Annotated in this window: 13 protein-coding genes; all 13 read right to left on the reverse strand. The window is 70.4% G+C overall.

From position 1 onward, the window contains the following. Nucleotides 1–4 precede the first annotated feature (4 nt). Nucleotides 5–391 (reverse strand): GPW/gp25 family protein, encoded by a 387-nt coding sequence (locus ADL29_RS34845; RefSeq protein WP_053927522.1) that lies wholly within the window; start codon nucleotides 389–391, stop codon nucleotides 5–7. Beyond that, nucleotides 388–732 (reverse strand): hypothetical protein, encoded by a 345-nt coding sequence (locus ADL29_RS34850; RefSeq protein ID WP_342671192.1) that lies wholly within the window; start codon nucleotides 730–732, stop codon nucleotides 388–390. The genes ADL29_RS34845 and ADL29_RS34850 overlap by 4 nt, the downstream gene beginning before the upstream one ends. A gap of 88 nt (nucleotides 733–820) precedes the next feature. Beyond that, entirely contained in the window at nucleotides 821–1,345 is a 525-nt protein-coding gene (locus tag ADL29_RS34855; protein WP_053927523.1) for a phage baseplate assembly protein V, read from the reverse strand. 70 nt (nucleotides 1,346–1,415) lie between these two features. Continuing rightward, a complete protein-coding gene (locus ADL29_RS34860; protein WP_053927524.1) occupies nucleotides 1,416–2,558 on the reverse strand; it encodes a hypothetical protein in 1,143 nt (380 codons plus the stop codon). Further along, complete coding sequence (locus tag ADL29_RS34865) at nucleotides 2,548–2,931, reverse strand: LysM peptidoglycan-binding domain-containing protein (protein ID WP_053927525.1); 384 nt, start codon at nucleotides 2,929–2,931, stop codon at nucleotides 2,548–2,550. The genes ADL29_RS34860 and ADL29_RS34865 overlap by 11 nt, the downstream gene beginning before the upstream one ends. A 3-nt stretch (nucleotides 2,932–2,934) precedes the next feature. Beyond that, entirely contained in the window at nucleotides 2,935–3,600 is a 666-nt protein-coding gene (locus ADL29_RS34870; protein ID WP_053927526.1) for a hypothetical protein, read from the reverse strand. Then, nucleotides 3,597–4,241 (reverse strand): hypothetical protein, encoded by a 645-nt coding sequence (locus ADL29_RS34875; RefSeq protein ID WP_157878654.1) that lies wholly within the window; start codon nucleotides 4,239–4,241, stop codon nucleotides 3,597–3,599. The genes ADL29_RS34870 and ADL29_RS34875 overlap by 4 nt, the downstream gene beginning before the upstream one ends. A 28-nt stretch (nucleotides 4,242–4,269) precedes the next feature. Next, the gene (locus tag ADL29_RS34880) at nucleotides 4,270–11,112 is read right to left on the reverse strand and encodes an eCIS core domain-containing protein (protein ID WP_053927528.1); all 6,843 of its coding nucleotides are present in this window, start codon (nucleotides 11,110–11,112) and stop codon (nucleotides 4,270–4,272) included. Continuing rightward, nucleotides 11,109–11,429 (reverse strand): hypothetical protein, encoded by a 321-nt coding sequence (locus ADL29_RS34885; RefSeq protein ID WP_053927529.1) that lies wholly within the window; start codon nucleotides 11,427–11,429, stop codon nucleotides 11,109–11,111. The genes ADL29_RS34880 and ADL29_RS34885 overlap by 4 nt, the downstream gene beginning before the upstream one ends. After that, complete coding sequence (locus ADL29_RS34890; RefSeq protein WP_053927636.1) at nucleotides 11,420–13,414, reverse strand: ATP-binding protein; 1,995 nt, start codon at nucleotides 13,412–13,414, stop codon at nucleotides 11,420–11,422. The genes ADL29_RS34885 and ADL29_RS34890 overlap by 10 nt, the downstream gene beginning before the upstream one ends. 33 nt (nucleotides 13,415–13,447) lie before the next feature. Next, nucleotides 13,448–14,287 carry a Pvc16 family protein gene (locus ADL29_RS34895; RefSeq protein ID WP_053927530.1) on the reverse strand — a complete coding sequence of 280 codons (840 nt, stop codon included), beginning with the start codon at nucleotides 14,285–14,287 and terminating at the stop codon, nucleotides 13,448–13,450. Between the two features lie 6 nt (nucleotides 14,288–14,293). Continuing rightward, nucleotides 14,294–15,076: a hypothetical protein gene (locus tag ADL29_RS34900; protein WP_053927531.1), complete on the reverse strand. Its 783-nt coding sequence runs from the start codon at nucleotides 15,074–15,076 to the stop codon at nucleotides 14,294–14,296. Further along, entirely contained in the window at nucleotides 15,069–15,824 is a 756-nt protein-coding gene (locus tag ADL29_RS34905; RefSeq protein ID WP_053927532.1) for a T4 family baseplate hub assembly chaperone, read from the reverse strand. The genes ADL29_RS34900 and ADL29_RS34905 overlap by 8 nt, the downstream gene beginning before the upstream one ends. Nucleotides 15,825–15,854 lie beyond the last annotated feature (30 nt).

Consider the following 15,854-nt stretch of genomic DNA (forward strand, 5'->3'; position numbering starts at 1 on the left):
GGCCTCATATCTCCCCCCGTCCCTCGAACACCTCGTCGCGCCGACTGGCGGTGGTACGCACCACGTAGCGCAGATGGACCCGTACGACGTTGTCCTCGCTGACGACATCCAGGGACTCGACCTCGATCACATCCCCCAGCCAGCGCTGCAGCGACGCCTGCACCGAAAGCTCCACGGCGGAGGCCAGTTCCGGACTGTTCGGCGTGAACACCAGGTCCAGCAGCCCGCACCCGAATTCCGGGCGCATCACCCGCTCGCCCGGACTGGTGAACAGCAACTGCTCGATCAGATCCCGCACATGGTCGTCGTGATCCGCATGCGCGGTCCGCCCCCGCCGGTCGACCCGGAACGGAAACGCGACCTCGGTCCGTACCTTCCGCTCAGCCTTCATCGGCTGGACACCCCCTGCCGGGCCTGGTGGCCCTGACCTCGGCCCCGGCCCTGGCGGACCTGGTCGGCCTGGTGGACGGACGCCACGACCGGCGGGCCCTGCGGCACCGGCCCGGCGCTGAAACACATCGCCGCGGCGGTGTCGAGCAGCACCGGCACCCCGTCGACCCGTACGGCGTCCTCTCCCGCGGTCGGCGTCCAGCGGATGCTGGTGCAGGGCACAGGGCGATGCCCCACGGTGTGCGGACATCCGCTGACCGTGAAGAGGTCCGCGGTGGTGGCCACCGGAGCGCCGTCGATCCGCACACCGCCGCCGCCCGTTCCTGTGGACCCGGCGGACAACGCGCGCCCTCCATGCGGGCAACTGATCACCGCACCCCCGTGCACGAGGTTCCCGGTCATCATGCAGAACTCACTCCCCCCGCTCCGGCTAACGTTTCCTGGGCACGGTCAACCGGCCCTCGTTGATGTCGACCTGATCCCCGGCCAGCGAAATCGAAGCGCCGTGCCCGTTGTTGATGTGCACACCCGTTGCATCGATCTTCACGTAGGCGCCGCCCGGGGCTTCCAGCAAAATCCCGTCCGTCGGCACGTCCGACATCACGATCTTGTGCTTCTTCGGCGTCTGGATCACGACGGGCCGGGACTCCGGCGGCTGCACCCGCGCATCCTCCGGAAGTTCCTCCCGGCTCCCGTACCAGCACCCCACCCAGATCGGGTAACTGGGCTCTCCCTGCTCGAATTCCACCCACACACCTGCCCCGACCGACGGCACGACCACCTGCCCCGCCTCCGGGCCGGTGAACGGAAAGCAGGGCAGTGCCCACGTGGACGGTTCCTCACCGAGCACGTCCGGGACCTGGACGATCAGCCGCCCGCGTCCTGTCGGGTCGTTGTTGTTCACCACCCGGCCGCGGAACTTGCCGAGAAAGCGGTTGTTGGGTGTGCCGGCCATCTGCGTACATCTCCTGGATCTCCTGAGCGCTGCTATGGACGTGCGGTCCCGCTGTGGACGTGCGGTGGCGCTACGGACGTACGGTGTCGCTGCGGGCGATGAGCCCTTCCCTCGACAGCGTGAAGTTCTGCTGGTACGAGCCCGGCCGGAGATTGGTCGTCACGCTCTTCACGTAATAGTCGCCGTCATACGTGACACCGGCCCCGCGCACCCCGACCAACTCCCGCGGCCGCAGCACATATCCATGCCGATTGACGTCCAGCTGCCCCGACCCCGAAATGGCATCGGCGGACGTCGCCGCTCTTCCCAGCGCCTCCGCCTTCGCAATGGCCTCATCCCGCTTCGCGGTCCCGCTCAGCGTCTTCCGCTTGAGCGCCGGCGAAGCCCGCAGCCCCAGCGGCGGCCGCAACGGACTGATATCCGGCTGGGCGAGCAACGGCGCCCGCCGCGTCACCGGATCCTGCACCCGCGCCTGCGGCTCTTCCCGGGCGGTCCCGTCATACGCAAACGTCAACTGGTCCACGGTCGAGTTCACATCCATATTCACATTCAGCGCATGCTGCCGCTGCCCCAGCCGCTGCTCCGGACCCCAGAAAGCCGTCGACCGCCCCGGCACCGGCCCCGGATCCAGATAGAACGTGTACCCGTTGGCCCTCGCCAGCTCATTCAGGTACTGCAGATCCGTCCCCACCTGGTAATCGACCCGCTGCTGCTCCCGCGGCGGCTGCGGAATCTGCTCACCGATGATCCGCGCGTCGATCCCGTAATCCGCGTACTTCCCCAGAATCCGCTCGACCCGCTGCGAAGGCGCCAGATTGGGATACCGATCCGTCCGCTCCTCCAGATCCATCAGCAACGACAGATCTTCCCCGGTCACGGTCAGCGTGCTCTGCCCCGGCTGATTGCTGGCCCCCACCTCCTGCCGCACGATCAACCCGTCCAGCAGCACAAACGGCGTCCCCTTGATCGCCACCGCGACAATCACCCGGGTCTTGGGATCGAAGAACCCCTCGGGCAGCAACCGATGAACAAGCGGGCCCTTCTTGGTCAGATCGAACGCGATCTGAAACCCGCTCCGCTCACCCGCCGTACTCGTGATCTGCGCCGACAGCAGCGCCTCGGTCACTTCCGGCGGCACCGGCCGGGCCAGCTTCGGCCCCATGTACATCGACACATGAATCGGACCCCGCCCGACCGGCTGCTCATCCCCCATTCCGCACCCCCGGCCCGCCCACGCCGCCAGGGAATCCCCCCGGCAACGGAATGGCTATCTCTTCCCCCGCCTCATCCGTCAACTCCCGTGGATCCAGCACCGGATTGGCGTCGGCGATCCTCCACCACTGCCCCGGATCACCGAAGTACCGCTGCCCGAGCTGATCCGCCCGCTCACCGGCACCGACGGTATGCGGCACGCTCTCCTCGGCGGCATCCGAAAGCCGGGGAAGCAACCGCCTCTTCGCATACCTCACCTCGGTGCCATCGGCGGCCCGGTGCACCCCGATCTCCACCTCGTGATACCGACTGCTCCGCGGATACGGATGCGCACCGGGAACGTCGTCCAACGCCCGCTCATACGGCTCGATCACGCCTCAGATCCCCCTCCCGAGCCCCAGCCCCGCAAAACTCCCGCCCCACGCCGCCCGCGCCAGCTGCTCCTTCTGCGCCAGGTGCGCGAGATAGAGCTCGGCTCCCGGATGCCCCGGCGGCAGATCACTCACCGTCAGCACCTTGAGCCCCAGACTGAGCGAAGCCCGTATCGGATTCAGATACACATCGAAGGCGGATTCATTGATCGACAGCTCGGTCAGCCGGACCGGCATCACCCGCTTGCTCCCCCACGTGAAGAGAGTGAGCGGCGTCTCGATGGGACTGATCTCAATGGTCCCCTTCTTGCTGAGATGCGACGCCGCCCGCAACTGCGCCGTCGTCGGCTGCACCAGCATCTCCAGCACCGCCAACTGCGGATGAATCCCGTCCGGCGCCGCCACATCCAGCTGATCCGTGCCATCGATCTCCGCGGTGAACTTCCACGTCTCCTGCGCCGGCCCCTTCAACCGCAACGCCTCATTACGGTCACCCCCACTGTCCCCGCCCCCACCGCCGCCCTCACCTCCGGCGGCCTGCGGCGCCACGGAGCGCTCGAGCGTGTCCGGGTTGAACTGGAGGACGATGAGGCGCTGGGGGGTGCCGCGTTCGGGATCGACCACGACTATTCCGGAGCGGATGGGTTTGGGGATGTCGGCGTAACGGGTCACAGCCGGGCCTCCAAGCGGGCCGCCAAAGGCGCGTAGTCGTATTCGGGGAAGAGCTCCGGGAAGACCCGCAGCATGATCCTCAGGCTTTCCAGAGTGGATGCGTACTCTCTGGCGCCGAGCGGCACGTCGGCAAAGAGGTACTGCCAGCCCGTCACGCCCTTCGTGATGAACAGGTTGTCGAGGTAGTCGCGGTAGTCCAGATCGAGTTGGACGAAGGTGTGGAACCTGTCGAGGAACCAGATCTCCGGACTTGATACGCCCGGCAGGAACCTCATGGTGGCCAGTTGTCCGCCGCCGCCCCGCGAGATGTCATCGAGGATCGAGAGTTCCGAGAGCAGCTTTTCGTCGCTCTTTTCCCAGGCGAAGTCGTGGACGAGGAGGTTGACTTCACTGCTGCTGTCGATGTTCATGACGTTGAACTCGCCGACGAGTGGCACATCGGGATCTGCGGCATGCCAGTGCAGCGCCATGTACCGGTAGGGGAAATATGCTTCCTTGAGCCGTTCGGAGAGCGGAAAACCTTCCTCGGCCATCAATTCGAAGATCGGCGTCGGGTCCTTCCCCGTCCCACCCGGGCCCTCTTCCTCGTACATGACGTCGAAGAACGGAGATTCGCGCACCTCACGGATGGCCTTGAACAAACGGCGCTCATACGGAACCATTCGATCCTCACTTTTCCTTGTGGAGCTGGCGCCAGTCGACCAGCTGCGCCGTCTGGAGCATCTTGAGGCGGTCGATCGCAATCTCCAGCTGGGGTAGCGACCTTGGTCCCCTGCTCGCCTTCCGGGCGCGCATCGCCGTCGTAAAGTTCCGGATATTGGTGAATTTGTGTCCGGGTTCATCCAGGCGCTGCTTCACGATGTGCCCCGCCAGACTGCTCTTGATGTTGAGCCAGTCGCTGATCTGCTTGGCCCCGTAGGTGTTGATGTAGAGCTTGTTCTTCTCGTTGGGCTGCGGCGGTTCGATGTCGAGCCCCAGCGTCTGCTTGCCGGCGCTCAGCCGCTGCCAGTCGCTTCGCTTCGAACCCGTTCCCTTGATCTTTTTGTACGGGCCCCAGGTGGTGCGGAAGTAGGTGGGAATGTCGTTGATGGCACCGGAGTTGCCGAACTTCACCCTGGACTCGAACCAGACGGGCTTGTTCTTCGCGGCGCGCCAAGCGGGCATCTCCACTCCGCGCTCGAGGTCCTTGTTCACGCCGCGGCGGGCCGGCACCAGATTGTTCTCGGCCGCTTGGCCACCGAGGCGCTCGGGGAGCAGGTGTGCCCTGACCCAGGCTCCGCCCTCCTGGAGGTTGCGGAGGGGATCCGTGATGTAGTCCCAGCCGGGCGGCCTGACCGTGCCGGGAGGAGTGCCCCATGGGACGCGTGGCTGGCTGAGGAAGTCAGCGCTGATGGCGCTCGCCCTGCCGCTGTGGAAGCCGGGGAGACTCGGCTTCGGCAGGTCGTTGGCCGCCGTCGGCGCCCCGGGCGGGTTGGGGTAGGCCGACGGCTCGGACCGGGGCTCCGAATAGTCCCCGCCCAGCACCGGCATGGACGGGTTCAGGGAGGCCACGACGGTGAACGGATCTCCTCCGACGGGTTCCAGTCCGGTGAGCCGGTAGTGGAGCTTCATGGACTTCAGGAGGCCGAGGAACGGCGAGCGGGGAATGCCGGGGCGCATCGCCCTGAGCAGCCTGGGCCGGATGCGCGCGACGATCTTGAGCAGCCGCTCTTCCTTCGACTCCTTCTTGTTCTCGTCCTTCTTCGTCCTGTCCTTGTCCGGCTTGGACTTGGGCCTGCCCGGTCCCCGCCTGTCGGGGCGCCGCTCGGGCTTGCCGGGGCCCTTCTTGCCGTCCTTGGGCCGGGGCCTGCGCGGGCCGTCCCGGTCCGGCTTCGGTTTGTGCCGACTGTCGCCGTCCTTGCCGTCCTTGCCGTCCTTGGGCTTGGGCTTCTTGCCGTCGCCTTCCTTGCCGTCGCCCTTCGGCTTGTTCGGGTCCTTCGGCTTGGCGGGGTCCTGCTCCTTCGGCTTGGTGGGGTCCTCGTCCTTGGGCTTGCCCGGGGCGTCCTTGTCGTCGTTCCTGGGCTTGCCGGGAGTGTCCTTGCCGTCCTTCGGTTTGGTGGTGCCGGGCGTGTCCTGGCCGGTGTCCTTGGGCTTGTCCGGCACCTGGTCCTTCGGCTTCGGCTTCGCGTCCAGGTTCGGCTTCGGCTGCGGTGTGGGGTCCGGCTTCGGCTTGGGCCTGGGGGCCGGGGTGGGGCGGGTGTCCGGCCTGTCGCCCGGCCTGTCCTGCTTCGGCTGACCCGGCTTGTCCGTCTCCGGGGGCTTCTTGCCGTCGCCGGGCCTGGCGTCCTTCGGCCTGCCCGGACTCGTGTCCCTGTCCGGCGTCTTCGTCGTCGGCTTCTTCGGGTCCGTCTTGGGGTCCGTCTTGGAGGCCGGCTTCGCGTTCGGCTTCGTGCCGGGGCCCGTGCCCTTGCCCGGCTTCGGGAGGTTCGACGAGGGGGGTGGCGGTGCGGAGCCCGTGGTGCCGTCAGGGGCTTCCCTGTTCCCCTTGTCCCCCCTGTCTCCCCTATCTCCCTTGTCCGCGGTGGAGTCCTTGTCGCCGCCTTTGCCGTCCCCGTGCCCGGCCTTCGGGTTTCCGTCGCCCTTCCCGCCCTTGCCCCCCTTGCCGAGTTTCGCCGCCACTCCCTTCAAGCGGCGGCCCACCTTCGCGACGTACTTGCCGATTCCGTTCAGGAGGGCCTGGTAGGCGAGTTCGAGAAGGGCGACGATTCCTGCCGCGACCGCCTTGGCGAAGAGGATGCCGGCGCCGCCCTGGCGGACCGCCTTGAGCCAGTCGAGGACCGCGCCGATCGCGCGCAGGATCGCGCCGAGCGCACCGATGGCCGTGCGGATCGCGTCGATGACCGCCATCACCCAGCCCGCGCCGGGGATCAGCTTCGCGATGACCTTCGTGATGACGATCTCGCCGATGATGAAGGGGAGCATGGGGACGACCGCGTCCCAGGTCTCCTTCACGATCTTCTCGAGGGTGAAGCCGCCCTTGATGAGCTTGTCGAGGATCGCCTTCGGCACCCCGATGATTTCCTCGATCTTGGACTGGAACCACTGCTTGACCGCCGACTGAACCTCGCGGAACAGATGGTGCTTCGCACCGTCCACCGCGGAGTTCTTCGCGCCGCTCAGCCAGCCGCCCGGGTCGTCCATGAAGTCGATCGCGATCATCATGAAATCGCCGAGTGCACCGAGGAGTTTGGACGCGAACTCGAGGACGGTCTTGATCGCGTCCACGACCGCCTTGATGACGTCCATGAGCATCTTCTTCAGGACGTTCAGGATGTCGCTGAGGATTTTCGCGATCCGGTTGAGCAGGTCCGTGATGATCTTCTTGAGGAGCGCCGCGAGCTTCGTGACGAGGGCGATCGCCGCCGCGATCAGGTCCGTGATGAACTTCCGGATCCGGTTGGCCAGTTCGATGATGGCCTTGACCATGTTCTTGGCGAACTCGATCAAGTCGTTGATGAGGTTCTTGATCGTGTCGACGATGAACTTGCGGGCCTCGTTGATCCAGCGCTCGACGTTCTCCTTGAAGTTCTTGATGAAGTTGACGACCGCGTCACGCGCCTCCCGGATGATCCGGACAATCGCGTTCTTGATCTCGATGACCTTCTCTTTGATCCAGTCGAAGGCCTTCGTGAGCCAGTTGCCCGAGTCGTTCGCGGCGGTGTCGGTCTTCTTCTTGGAGTCCGTCTCCGCCTGAGTGGCCTTGTCCTGGATCTTCTTGTCGCTGCCCTCCTTCTCCTTCTTGGTGTCGTCGTCGGTCTTCTTTTCCCTGTCCTCGACGTCTTTACGGACCTTTTCGTGACGCTCCGTCTTCTTGGTGCCCAGCTTCTTGAGTTCCGCGTCCTGTTCCTTGCGCCAGCCGGTGCGCTGCGACGTGACGTCGTTCTGGGCCTTCGCGCGCTCGCCCGCCTGCTCCGCGGTGTTCTTCGCAACCGTGTCGCCGACCTGCTGCTTGTGCTTCTGCTGCGACTCCCGGAAGTCCTTGTCCTTGGTCTGGCGGCCCTCGGACATGCCCTTCTGGCCCTTGCTGAACGCTGCCTGGAACTGCGGGCCCCGGTCGTGCTCCGCCACCGTGGAGGCCGCATCCGCGGGCACCGCGCCCGTCGACGCCTTGCCCGTCTGCACCCCTCCCTTGCCGCCCTCGCGGCTGGGCACCTTGGCCTTCAGCTGTTCCTTGGGGGCATTGGGGTAGACCTGGTCCTCGCCCATGGGGCGCCCGGCGTCGTCACGGGCCGTCGTGCCCGTCTCCTCGCCCTTGGTGTCGACCGCCCGGCCCTGTTCGTCGGACTTCTGGTCGGCGGCACCCTGCATCTGCACACCCGGTGCGTTGCCCGCCCGGGCCTTCTTGAGCGCCTCGTCCTTGGTCGGCAGACCGGCGAACTTGGCGGCCAGCTCCTGCTTGTCCACCTTGAAGCCGAGCTTCTCCGCGAGCCAGCCGATGCCAAAGCCCAGGGCCATCTTGAAGGTGTCCCAGCCGCCCGGCTCCTCCGCCTTCTCCGCCTCGATCTGACCCTCGGGCTTCTGCTCGCCCTTGACCTCGGCCTTCTCCTGTTCGGGCGCATCGGACTGCTTCGCGGGGTCCTGCGAGTAGGCCGCCGGGGCGTCGGCCTTCGGCTTGCCCTCAAGGGTCTGCGGTGCGCCTGCCGGGCGCTGCATGCTCGGCGGTGCCGACGCGAGCTGCTTGTGCTCGTCGCCGACCGTGCGGTCCACCGAGCCGCCCACCCCGCCCATGGCCTGAAGTGCCTTGTGGGGCTTGAGCTTCGCCGCCGACGACAGGCCCGCCTCGGGGGACATCTGTGACAGGTTCGGGGCCGGGCCCGTGTCGTTCTTCCTGCCCTTGGCCGGCGCGGCCCCCTTGCCGCTTCCGCCCTCCTGGGCTCCGCCACCGCGCGGCGTCCTGGGCGCGGGGGCCTCCTTGGGAGCGGCGGCCGGCTCCTCCTTCGTGGCCTTCGCAGGCTGCGAGGCCTGCTTCGGCGCGGGTGCGGACTCCTTCACCGGTTCCTTGGGTCCCGGTTCCTTCGTGCCCTCTGCGGACGCTCTCCGGCCGCCCTCTTCCGTCTGCGACGTGTCGCTCCGGTCCCCGGAGGACGCCTCGTTGCTCGCACCCCCAGGCGTGTCCGCGTGCGAGCCGCCCGAGACGTGCGCATCCCGCGCGGGTGACGGGGACGTGCTGTCCTGGCCCTTCTCGCCGCCCTTGCCCGCGGTGTCGCCGTCGCCCTTGCCCGAGGCGGCCGGTTCGGTCTTCTTCTGGCCGTCGTTCTTCTGCTCGTCCTTCTTCGGTTCCCCGCCCTTGCCCGCGGTCTCGGGGGCCGCCGCCCTGCCGCCCGCCGCCTGCGGGGACCCCTTCTCCTGGGCGCCTGTGGCCTTGTCGCCCGCGGCCTTGGTGTCCTTCTCCTCCTTGGCGGCGGGCTCCTTCGCCTCGCCGCCGCCCTCCGTCCTGCCCGCGGACTCCTGCACTGTCTTCTGCGCGGCGACGGGACCCGCCTTCGGGTCGTCCCCGCTCTTCGGGTCCTTCGACGATGCGCCCGCCCCCGGCCGGGACTCGGTGGCCCGCTCCGCCTCCAGGCCGTCGGAGAGCGCGTCGCCGGGCCCGCCCTCGGTCTCCACCGACGGCCCGGACTCCAGGGGCGCCTCGGCCGCCGCCTCCTGCGGCTCGGCCTCGGCCTCCTCGTCCTCGGCGTCCTCCGCGTCCCGCTCGGCCTGCACCCTGTCGGCCTTCGTCGGCGGGGGAGCGGGGAAGGAGGGCACGGCCTGAGCGGTGGACGGGTCGAGCGTCTCGGCCGCCGGCACCCCGGAAACATCGATGTCCTGCTCGGGCAGGAAGTCGTCCGGCTGCAGCGGGGTGTCCCAGGCGCTCTTCTCGGCGCCGCCGACCTCGACCTCCGACTCGCTGCCGGAGCCGAACGGGTCCTCGTCGTCCTTCTCCTCCGGCCCGTCGAGGTCCTGGTTCCGTACGCCGTCGAGCGTGCTCAGCGGGCCGGGCGCCGGCGCCTCGGCGCCCGTCCGTGCCGGTGAACCCGAGGGCTTCTCCTGCCCGCGCCTGTCCTGCGGCTTCGGCTGCTGACCGGCCACCAGCGAATCGGCCGCGCCCGGACGGTTCTTGGCCGCGGACTCCTCCTTGCTCGCGGCCGGGGTGCCCTTCTGGTCCGCGCCCTCCTTGCCGCCCTCGGCGCCGGACTTCTTCTCGCCGCCCTGCTGCCCTGCCCCCGGCTTCCCGTCCGAGGACTTCCCGTCGGGGCCCTTCTCACCCCCGGACTTCTCACCCCCCGTCTTCTCGCCCCCGGCCTGCTCGCCCTTGCCCGCACTCCCGGCCGGGGACCGCCCTTCCCCGGACCGGCCTTCCCCGGACCGCTCTTCCCCGGACCGGCCTTCCCCGGACCGCTCTTCCCCGGACCGCCCACCCGCCGCCGAAGACGACTGCTGCTGCGGTGCGGCGGCCGGTCCCCCCTGCGGTGTGCTCCCGTCCTCCCGGGTCCCCCCGTTGCGCGGTGTGCTCCCGGCGGCCCCCTCCGCCCCGAGCCGTTCCTTCTCCGGCCCCGGCGCCACCGCCGGCTCCCGCTCCTCCGCGCGCCGCTCCTCGGCCGTCCGCCGCTCGCTCTCGCGCTCGTACCGCAGCGCCTCGGCCGCATCGGGCTCGATGAACGGGGCACCGAGCGAGTTCTGCTCCAGGCCGTCGCCCCAGAGGCCGTCGTCGGCCCCGGCCTCGTCCACCAGGTCCAGCACCCGCTCGAGTTCCGGGCTGAGCAGCCTGTTCTCCAGGCGTGCGAGAACGGCGTCCTGCAACTCCTCGGGCAGCCGGGCCAGTTGCATACGGGTGCGCTTCGACCGGTCCTCCGGGTCCCCGCGTACCGAGCGCACGACCGAGTTCGCCAGCCGGTCCACCAGGGTCGCCGGATCCAGCAGCTCCATGCGCCGCCGGTCGGCGTCCACCGTCGCATACCGCAGCCATCCGGGCGTCGCCTGCCCCGGCACGGCCTCCGCCTCCCCATCGGACCGCAGGGAGCCGAGCATCGCCGCCCGCACCGTCTCCTGCGCCGCCGACTCCGCCTCCCGCTCGATCCCCTCCTGCGGAAGGCTGACCGACCCCAGATCGCGGCCCGCCCGCAACGCACCCAGCCCGTGGGGATTCTGGACGGTGTGCAGCAGCTCATGCGCCAGCAGCCGCTGCCCGTCCGCCGTGCCGGGGCGGTACGTCCCCTCGCGGAAGAAGATGTCCTGGCCGACGGCGAACGCATCCGCGCCCATCGTCTCCGCCAGCTGCCCCGAGTCCCGGTCGGTGTGCAGCCGGACCTGGCTGAAGTCGTGGCCGAGCTGCTCCTCCAGCTCACGCCGTACGCTCAGATCGAGCGGCTGGCCCGCGCCGCTGACGATGTCCTTGGGCTCGGGTGCCCGGGACACGGCGCGCTCCTTGCGCTTGCGCCGCTTCTCCTCACGGGCCGCCCGGGTCTCCTGGGCCGAAGCCTGCGCCGCACTCACCGGGCCTCACCCCGTCCCGTCAGCCCCGCGTGCACCGCGCGGGCCAGCGCCTCGCCGATCCGCACGGGGGAGGCGGTGGCCGGCAGCGGCGGCAGACCGGAGAGCTCCTCCAGCGACCGCCCGGAACCGTCCGCCGCGAGCGGCACCCCGCGCTCCCGTACGAGCCGGGCCAACTCGTGCTGGAACGCGGCCGATACGCGGTCCGGGTCGACCCGTGCGTCGAAGCCGTCCAGGACCAGCTCGCCGATATCGATACGGAAGGACTGCGGCGCGCCCGTCTCCCCGGCACCGCGGTGACCGACCTCGTTCAGACCCATCCGTGGACCTCCGACGGTGTCAAGGAGCGTTCCAGCTTCAGGTACTCGGTGCGGGCGGCGGCCAGCATGTGCCGCATCTGCAGCCGGTCGCCCTCCTCCGCGGCGAGGAAGGCCCCGGAGAGGGCGATATTGCGGATCGAGCCGCCGGCGACGGTGAGCTGAGCCAGCAGCGAAGGCTCGATGCCCTTCATGGGAGCCTGCGCGGGCAGCACCCGGCGCCAGATCTCCGCCCGCTCCTTCTCGCCCGGGAAGGGGAAGTCCACGACGAAACGGATACGGCGCAGGAACGCCGAGTCCAGCGCCTTCTTCATGTTCGTCGTCAGCACCGCCAGGCCGCGGTACGCCTCCATACGCATCAGGAGGTAGCTGACCTCCAGGTTCGCGTAGCGGTCGTGACTGTCCTTGACCTCGCTGCGCTTGCCGAACAGCGCGTCCGCCTCGTCGAAGAGCAGGAGGGCGCCGCCCCGTTCGGCCGCGTCGAAGACCCTGCTGAGGTTCTTCTCCGTCTCGCCGATGTACTTGCTGACGACCTGGGAGAGATCGATGATGAAGAGATCGAGGCCCAGCTCCTTGGCCATGACCTCGGCGGCCAGCGTCTTTCCGGTGCCGGAGCCGCCTGCGAAGAGCGCCGTCACCCCCAGACCGCTGCGCAGCGCCTTGGCGAAGCCCCAGTCCTGGTAGACGGTGCCGCGCTGCCGTACATGCGCCACGATCTCCTGGAGGATCCGCAGCTGGCGGTCGGCGAGGACGAGGTCGTCCCAGCCGGCGCGCGGCTCGATGCGGCGGCCCAGCTCGTCCAGGCCCATCCGGGCCTCCGTCAGGCCTGCCTGCCAGGCCAGTTCGGCGGCGTCGAGCACCTCCGAGCCGGGCAGATCACGGCGCACGGTGGCGGCGGCCGACCGGACGACATGCGGCGGCAGCTGGAACTGCGCCACGAGTGCCTGCAGTTGACGATCAGTCACCTCGGGTAGGTCCGCGAAGGCGTCCGCCCACAGCCCCAGCTGCTCCTCGTCGGACAGCTTCGGCACGGTGACCCGCTCGCCGCGCGGCCGGCCGGTCCGGCGCGGCTCCGGACCGGCGACGACCAGCGGAACGGCCGCGCCCGCGATGAAGGAGTCGGCCGCGGCGTGCTGGTCGCGGTCCATCTCGCCGACCTCGATGAGGAGCGCGGCAGGAAGCAGGATCGCCTCGCGCTGCCACAGGCGGGCCAGCCGGTCGCGCTCGGCGGCGTCGGTCGGTACGTCGTCCGCGGCCATGGAGTACAGGCCCAGGCCCGAGCGGCGGGCGGCGGTGGCGGCGATATCGGCGCGGGAGCGCAGATCGGCGCCGACCAGTTCGACGCGGAGCGGTGCGTCCGGGCCGCCGCCCGTCCACCCGGCGGCGACGCGGCTCGCGGCCAGGTCGTACGACGGCGGCAGGCTCGCCGGCGGGCTCGTACGGCTCAGCAGGCCGTGCAGCCTGGCGTCCAGATAGGGCGAGCCGACGAGGAAGTGCAGGATGCGTTCGTCGAGGCGGAGCCGGGTGGTGGTCAGGCGGGTGGCGTCGTCCAGCTCGATCAGACGCCAGCGGCGGAGGGGGGCCACCGGCGTCAGGGCGCTCCAGTGGGGTTCGCCGAGGGCGGCCAGCGCCAGGGAGAACGTCGGATGGGCGCGGCCCGGATCGCCGCAGGCCGCGGCGCACCGGGGTCCGGTGGTCGGGTCCAGTTCGGCCGCCGCGAGCAGCAGGACGATCTCCCGCTCGAAGGGGCTGAGGCCGAAACAGGCGGTCAGTGCGTCGAGGGCGCCGGGTACCGCGGGCGGACCCGCGGGGGAGGGGACGACGGCGGCATCCGCCGGAGCGCCGTCCGGCCCGCCCGCACCGTCCGGTGGGGTCCCGTGGGCCCGCGCGGCGTGGGCGTCCAGGCGCGCCAGTACGGACCGGATGGCCGCCGTCAGCGCGGCGCCGTCCGCCGCACCCGGTGCGCTCCCGCTGCCGCCGCTGCCCATGTCCTTCTCCGCCCCCGTTCCGCCCACCGCGCCTCAGCTCTCCTTGGCGTCGTTGCTGTCGTTGCTGCGGGTCGTCGCCTTCCGGGTACGGGTACGGGTACGCGCGGGCGCCGCCTTCTTCGCGGGCCTGGCGGGCTTCTCCTCGGCGGTCCCGGCCCCGGCGGTCTTCTCCGGCCCGGTCTCGGCGGGTGCGGCGGGCTCCCGCTTCGGAGCCTCCGGCGCCCCCTGCGCTCCCGGCGTCCCCTCCGCCCCCTCCGCCTGCTCCGCCCCGAACGTCACCACCGTCACCTCCGGCCGCTCCACCGGCTTCGCCGGCTTCGGCTTCTGATGGCCGTCCAGCAGCACCAGCGACGCCTGGTACACCACCGACAGCGCATACGGCGTGTTGTGGAGCATCCCCCAGAGCTTCGACGTCTCGTCGATGTCCATCTGGGCCGGCGTGAAGCGGACCTTCTGGAGCGACTCGGCGAGATCGCTGCCCTCCAGATACGGCCGCTGCACCGCCTCCTCGATCAACTCCTTCGGCAGCACCGGAATTTCGTGCAGGGTGCGCACGACACTGCCGATCAGCCGCTGCCCGACCAGCTCCGTCTCCTCCCCGTACGCGCTGATCAGGAAGTGCAGATCGACGGCGGCGGCGGGCCGCTTGAGCAGCGTCCCGTCGGAGGCCCGGGTCACCAGGTCGTTGTTGCGCATCGACGGGTTGTGGGTGACCTGGTAGAGGAAGACCGTGACCGTCGGATCCGTCGGGGGATCGGACGGCGGCTTACGGGTCTCCACCGAGACGGCCATGTCGATCTCGGGGTGCAGATTGTGCTCGATCAGCAGCGCAAGGGCCTGGGTGACCGTCGCGAGGGCGAGTGCGTTGCTCATGACGTCTCAGTTCCTCTTCTCGTCGCGGGAGAGGTAGTCCGCGAGGCTCAGCGACGGCCCCCGGCGCTCCGTGCGCTCCGGCCGGGCGGCCGTTCCCCGGGCGGGCCGCTCCGCCCCCGCCGCGCTGACCTCCAGCCGCCCGATCTGCACATGCACCACCCGCTCGGCCGGGCGCTGCCCCCGCCGAGCGGCCGCCGCGGCCCGGGCGGCGTCACGGGGCGCCGGCACCTCGTCCGTACGCGGCCGCAGCGCGGCGGCGACGGCACGCGGCGCGGCCTGTGCACCGCGCGGGGCGGGCGACGGCACACCCGGACGCAGCACGGATGCGTCCTCGCCTGCTTCCCCCGCCCGCCCGCGCGGCCGTACGGCCACGGTCGGAGCGGTACGCGAACCGGGATCCGGGAGCGCAACCGGCCGCAACAACCCCGATTCCACGCGGAGTTGAGGTGCCGGCCGCTCGGGGCCGTCCGGCGGTCCGGGCCGCGGCATCCGCACCACCGTCTCCCGCTCGGCGACGGTCCGGACCTCCCGCTCGTACCGGACCGGATCGCCCCCGGCCACCGCCCCCAGGGGCGCCTGCGGGAGCAGCGGCGCCGGATCGTCCGGCCCGGCGGGCGTGTTCCGTAACGCCTCGATGCGCTCGAACGGCTCCGCCGGCCGCGGCCGGACGAGCACCCTCCCCGTGCTGCCGCCGGGAGGTGCCCCCTGCCCCCCGCCCACCCCCGGGAGGCCGTCCCGGCCCGCCGGCGCATACCGCGCCAGCAGCCGGCCGAAGTAGTCGTCAGGCATCCGCGCACAGCTCCAGGTAGTAGCGGCGCCGCAGCGGGCTGAGCGCCAGGATCCGGTCCTCGCTCCAGCCGTAGGCCGAGGCGAGCAGATGGACATCGAGGAGTACGTCCCGGGCCCAGGCATCGAGCTCGGTCCACAGGTAGGCCGCGATGTCCAGCTCGGCCGGGGTGGCCGCGCCGCACTCGGGGCAGGCGATGTTCAGGGTCAGCTCGGCCGCCGGGTCGGCCCGTTCGGCCTCCGCGGCGAACCGCTTCAGTACGGCGTCGGGCAGCGCCGCGATCTCCTCCTCCGTGGCCTCCCGCCCGCCCCGCACCGCCGAGCGCAGGCACCGCGCCCCCAGCAGCCGCCGGGCGTCCTCCGGGCCCACGGCGGCGGCCGAGACCGCGGCCAGGTCGGCGGGTGCGGGCAGCCGGAACCGCACCGCCCACTCGCCCTCCTCGACCCGCAGCCCGCCCTCCGGCACCTGCGGCCGGGCGGCGCCCAGCGCGCCCGCGTCGAGCTCGAACTCCATCGCCGCGCCGCAGTCCGCGTCCGCGCAGTCGGCCCGGACCTCCATCCGGTCGCCGAACAGCGCCCGGCGCAGCGCGAACAGATCGGCCGCCCGCTCCCCGAGCGGCACTGACAGCAGCTCGTCGGTGCCGGCCCCGGGGCGGGCCGCGCGGTGCAGCAGCAGGGCCCGGCCGCTGCCCTGCCGGGCCAGCCCGGCCTCCCAGGTGGCCAGCAGTTCAGCGGGCCCGGTGACCGCCATTCCTCACCTCGTCCGGTGCACGAAGGATGC

This window comes from Streptomyces chattanoogensis (genome assembly GCF_001294335.1).
In the GTDB taxonomy this organism is placed as follows: domain Bacteria; phylum Actinomycetota; class Actinomycetes; order Streptomycetales; family Streptomycetaceae; genus Streptomyces; species Streptomyces chattanoogensis.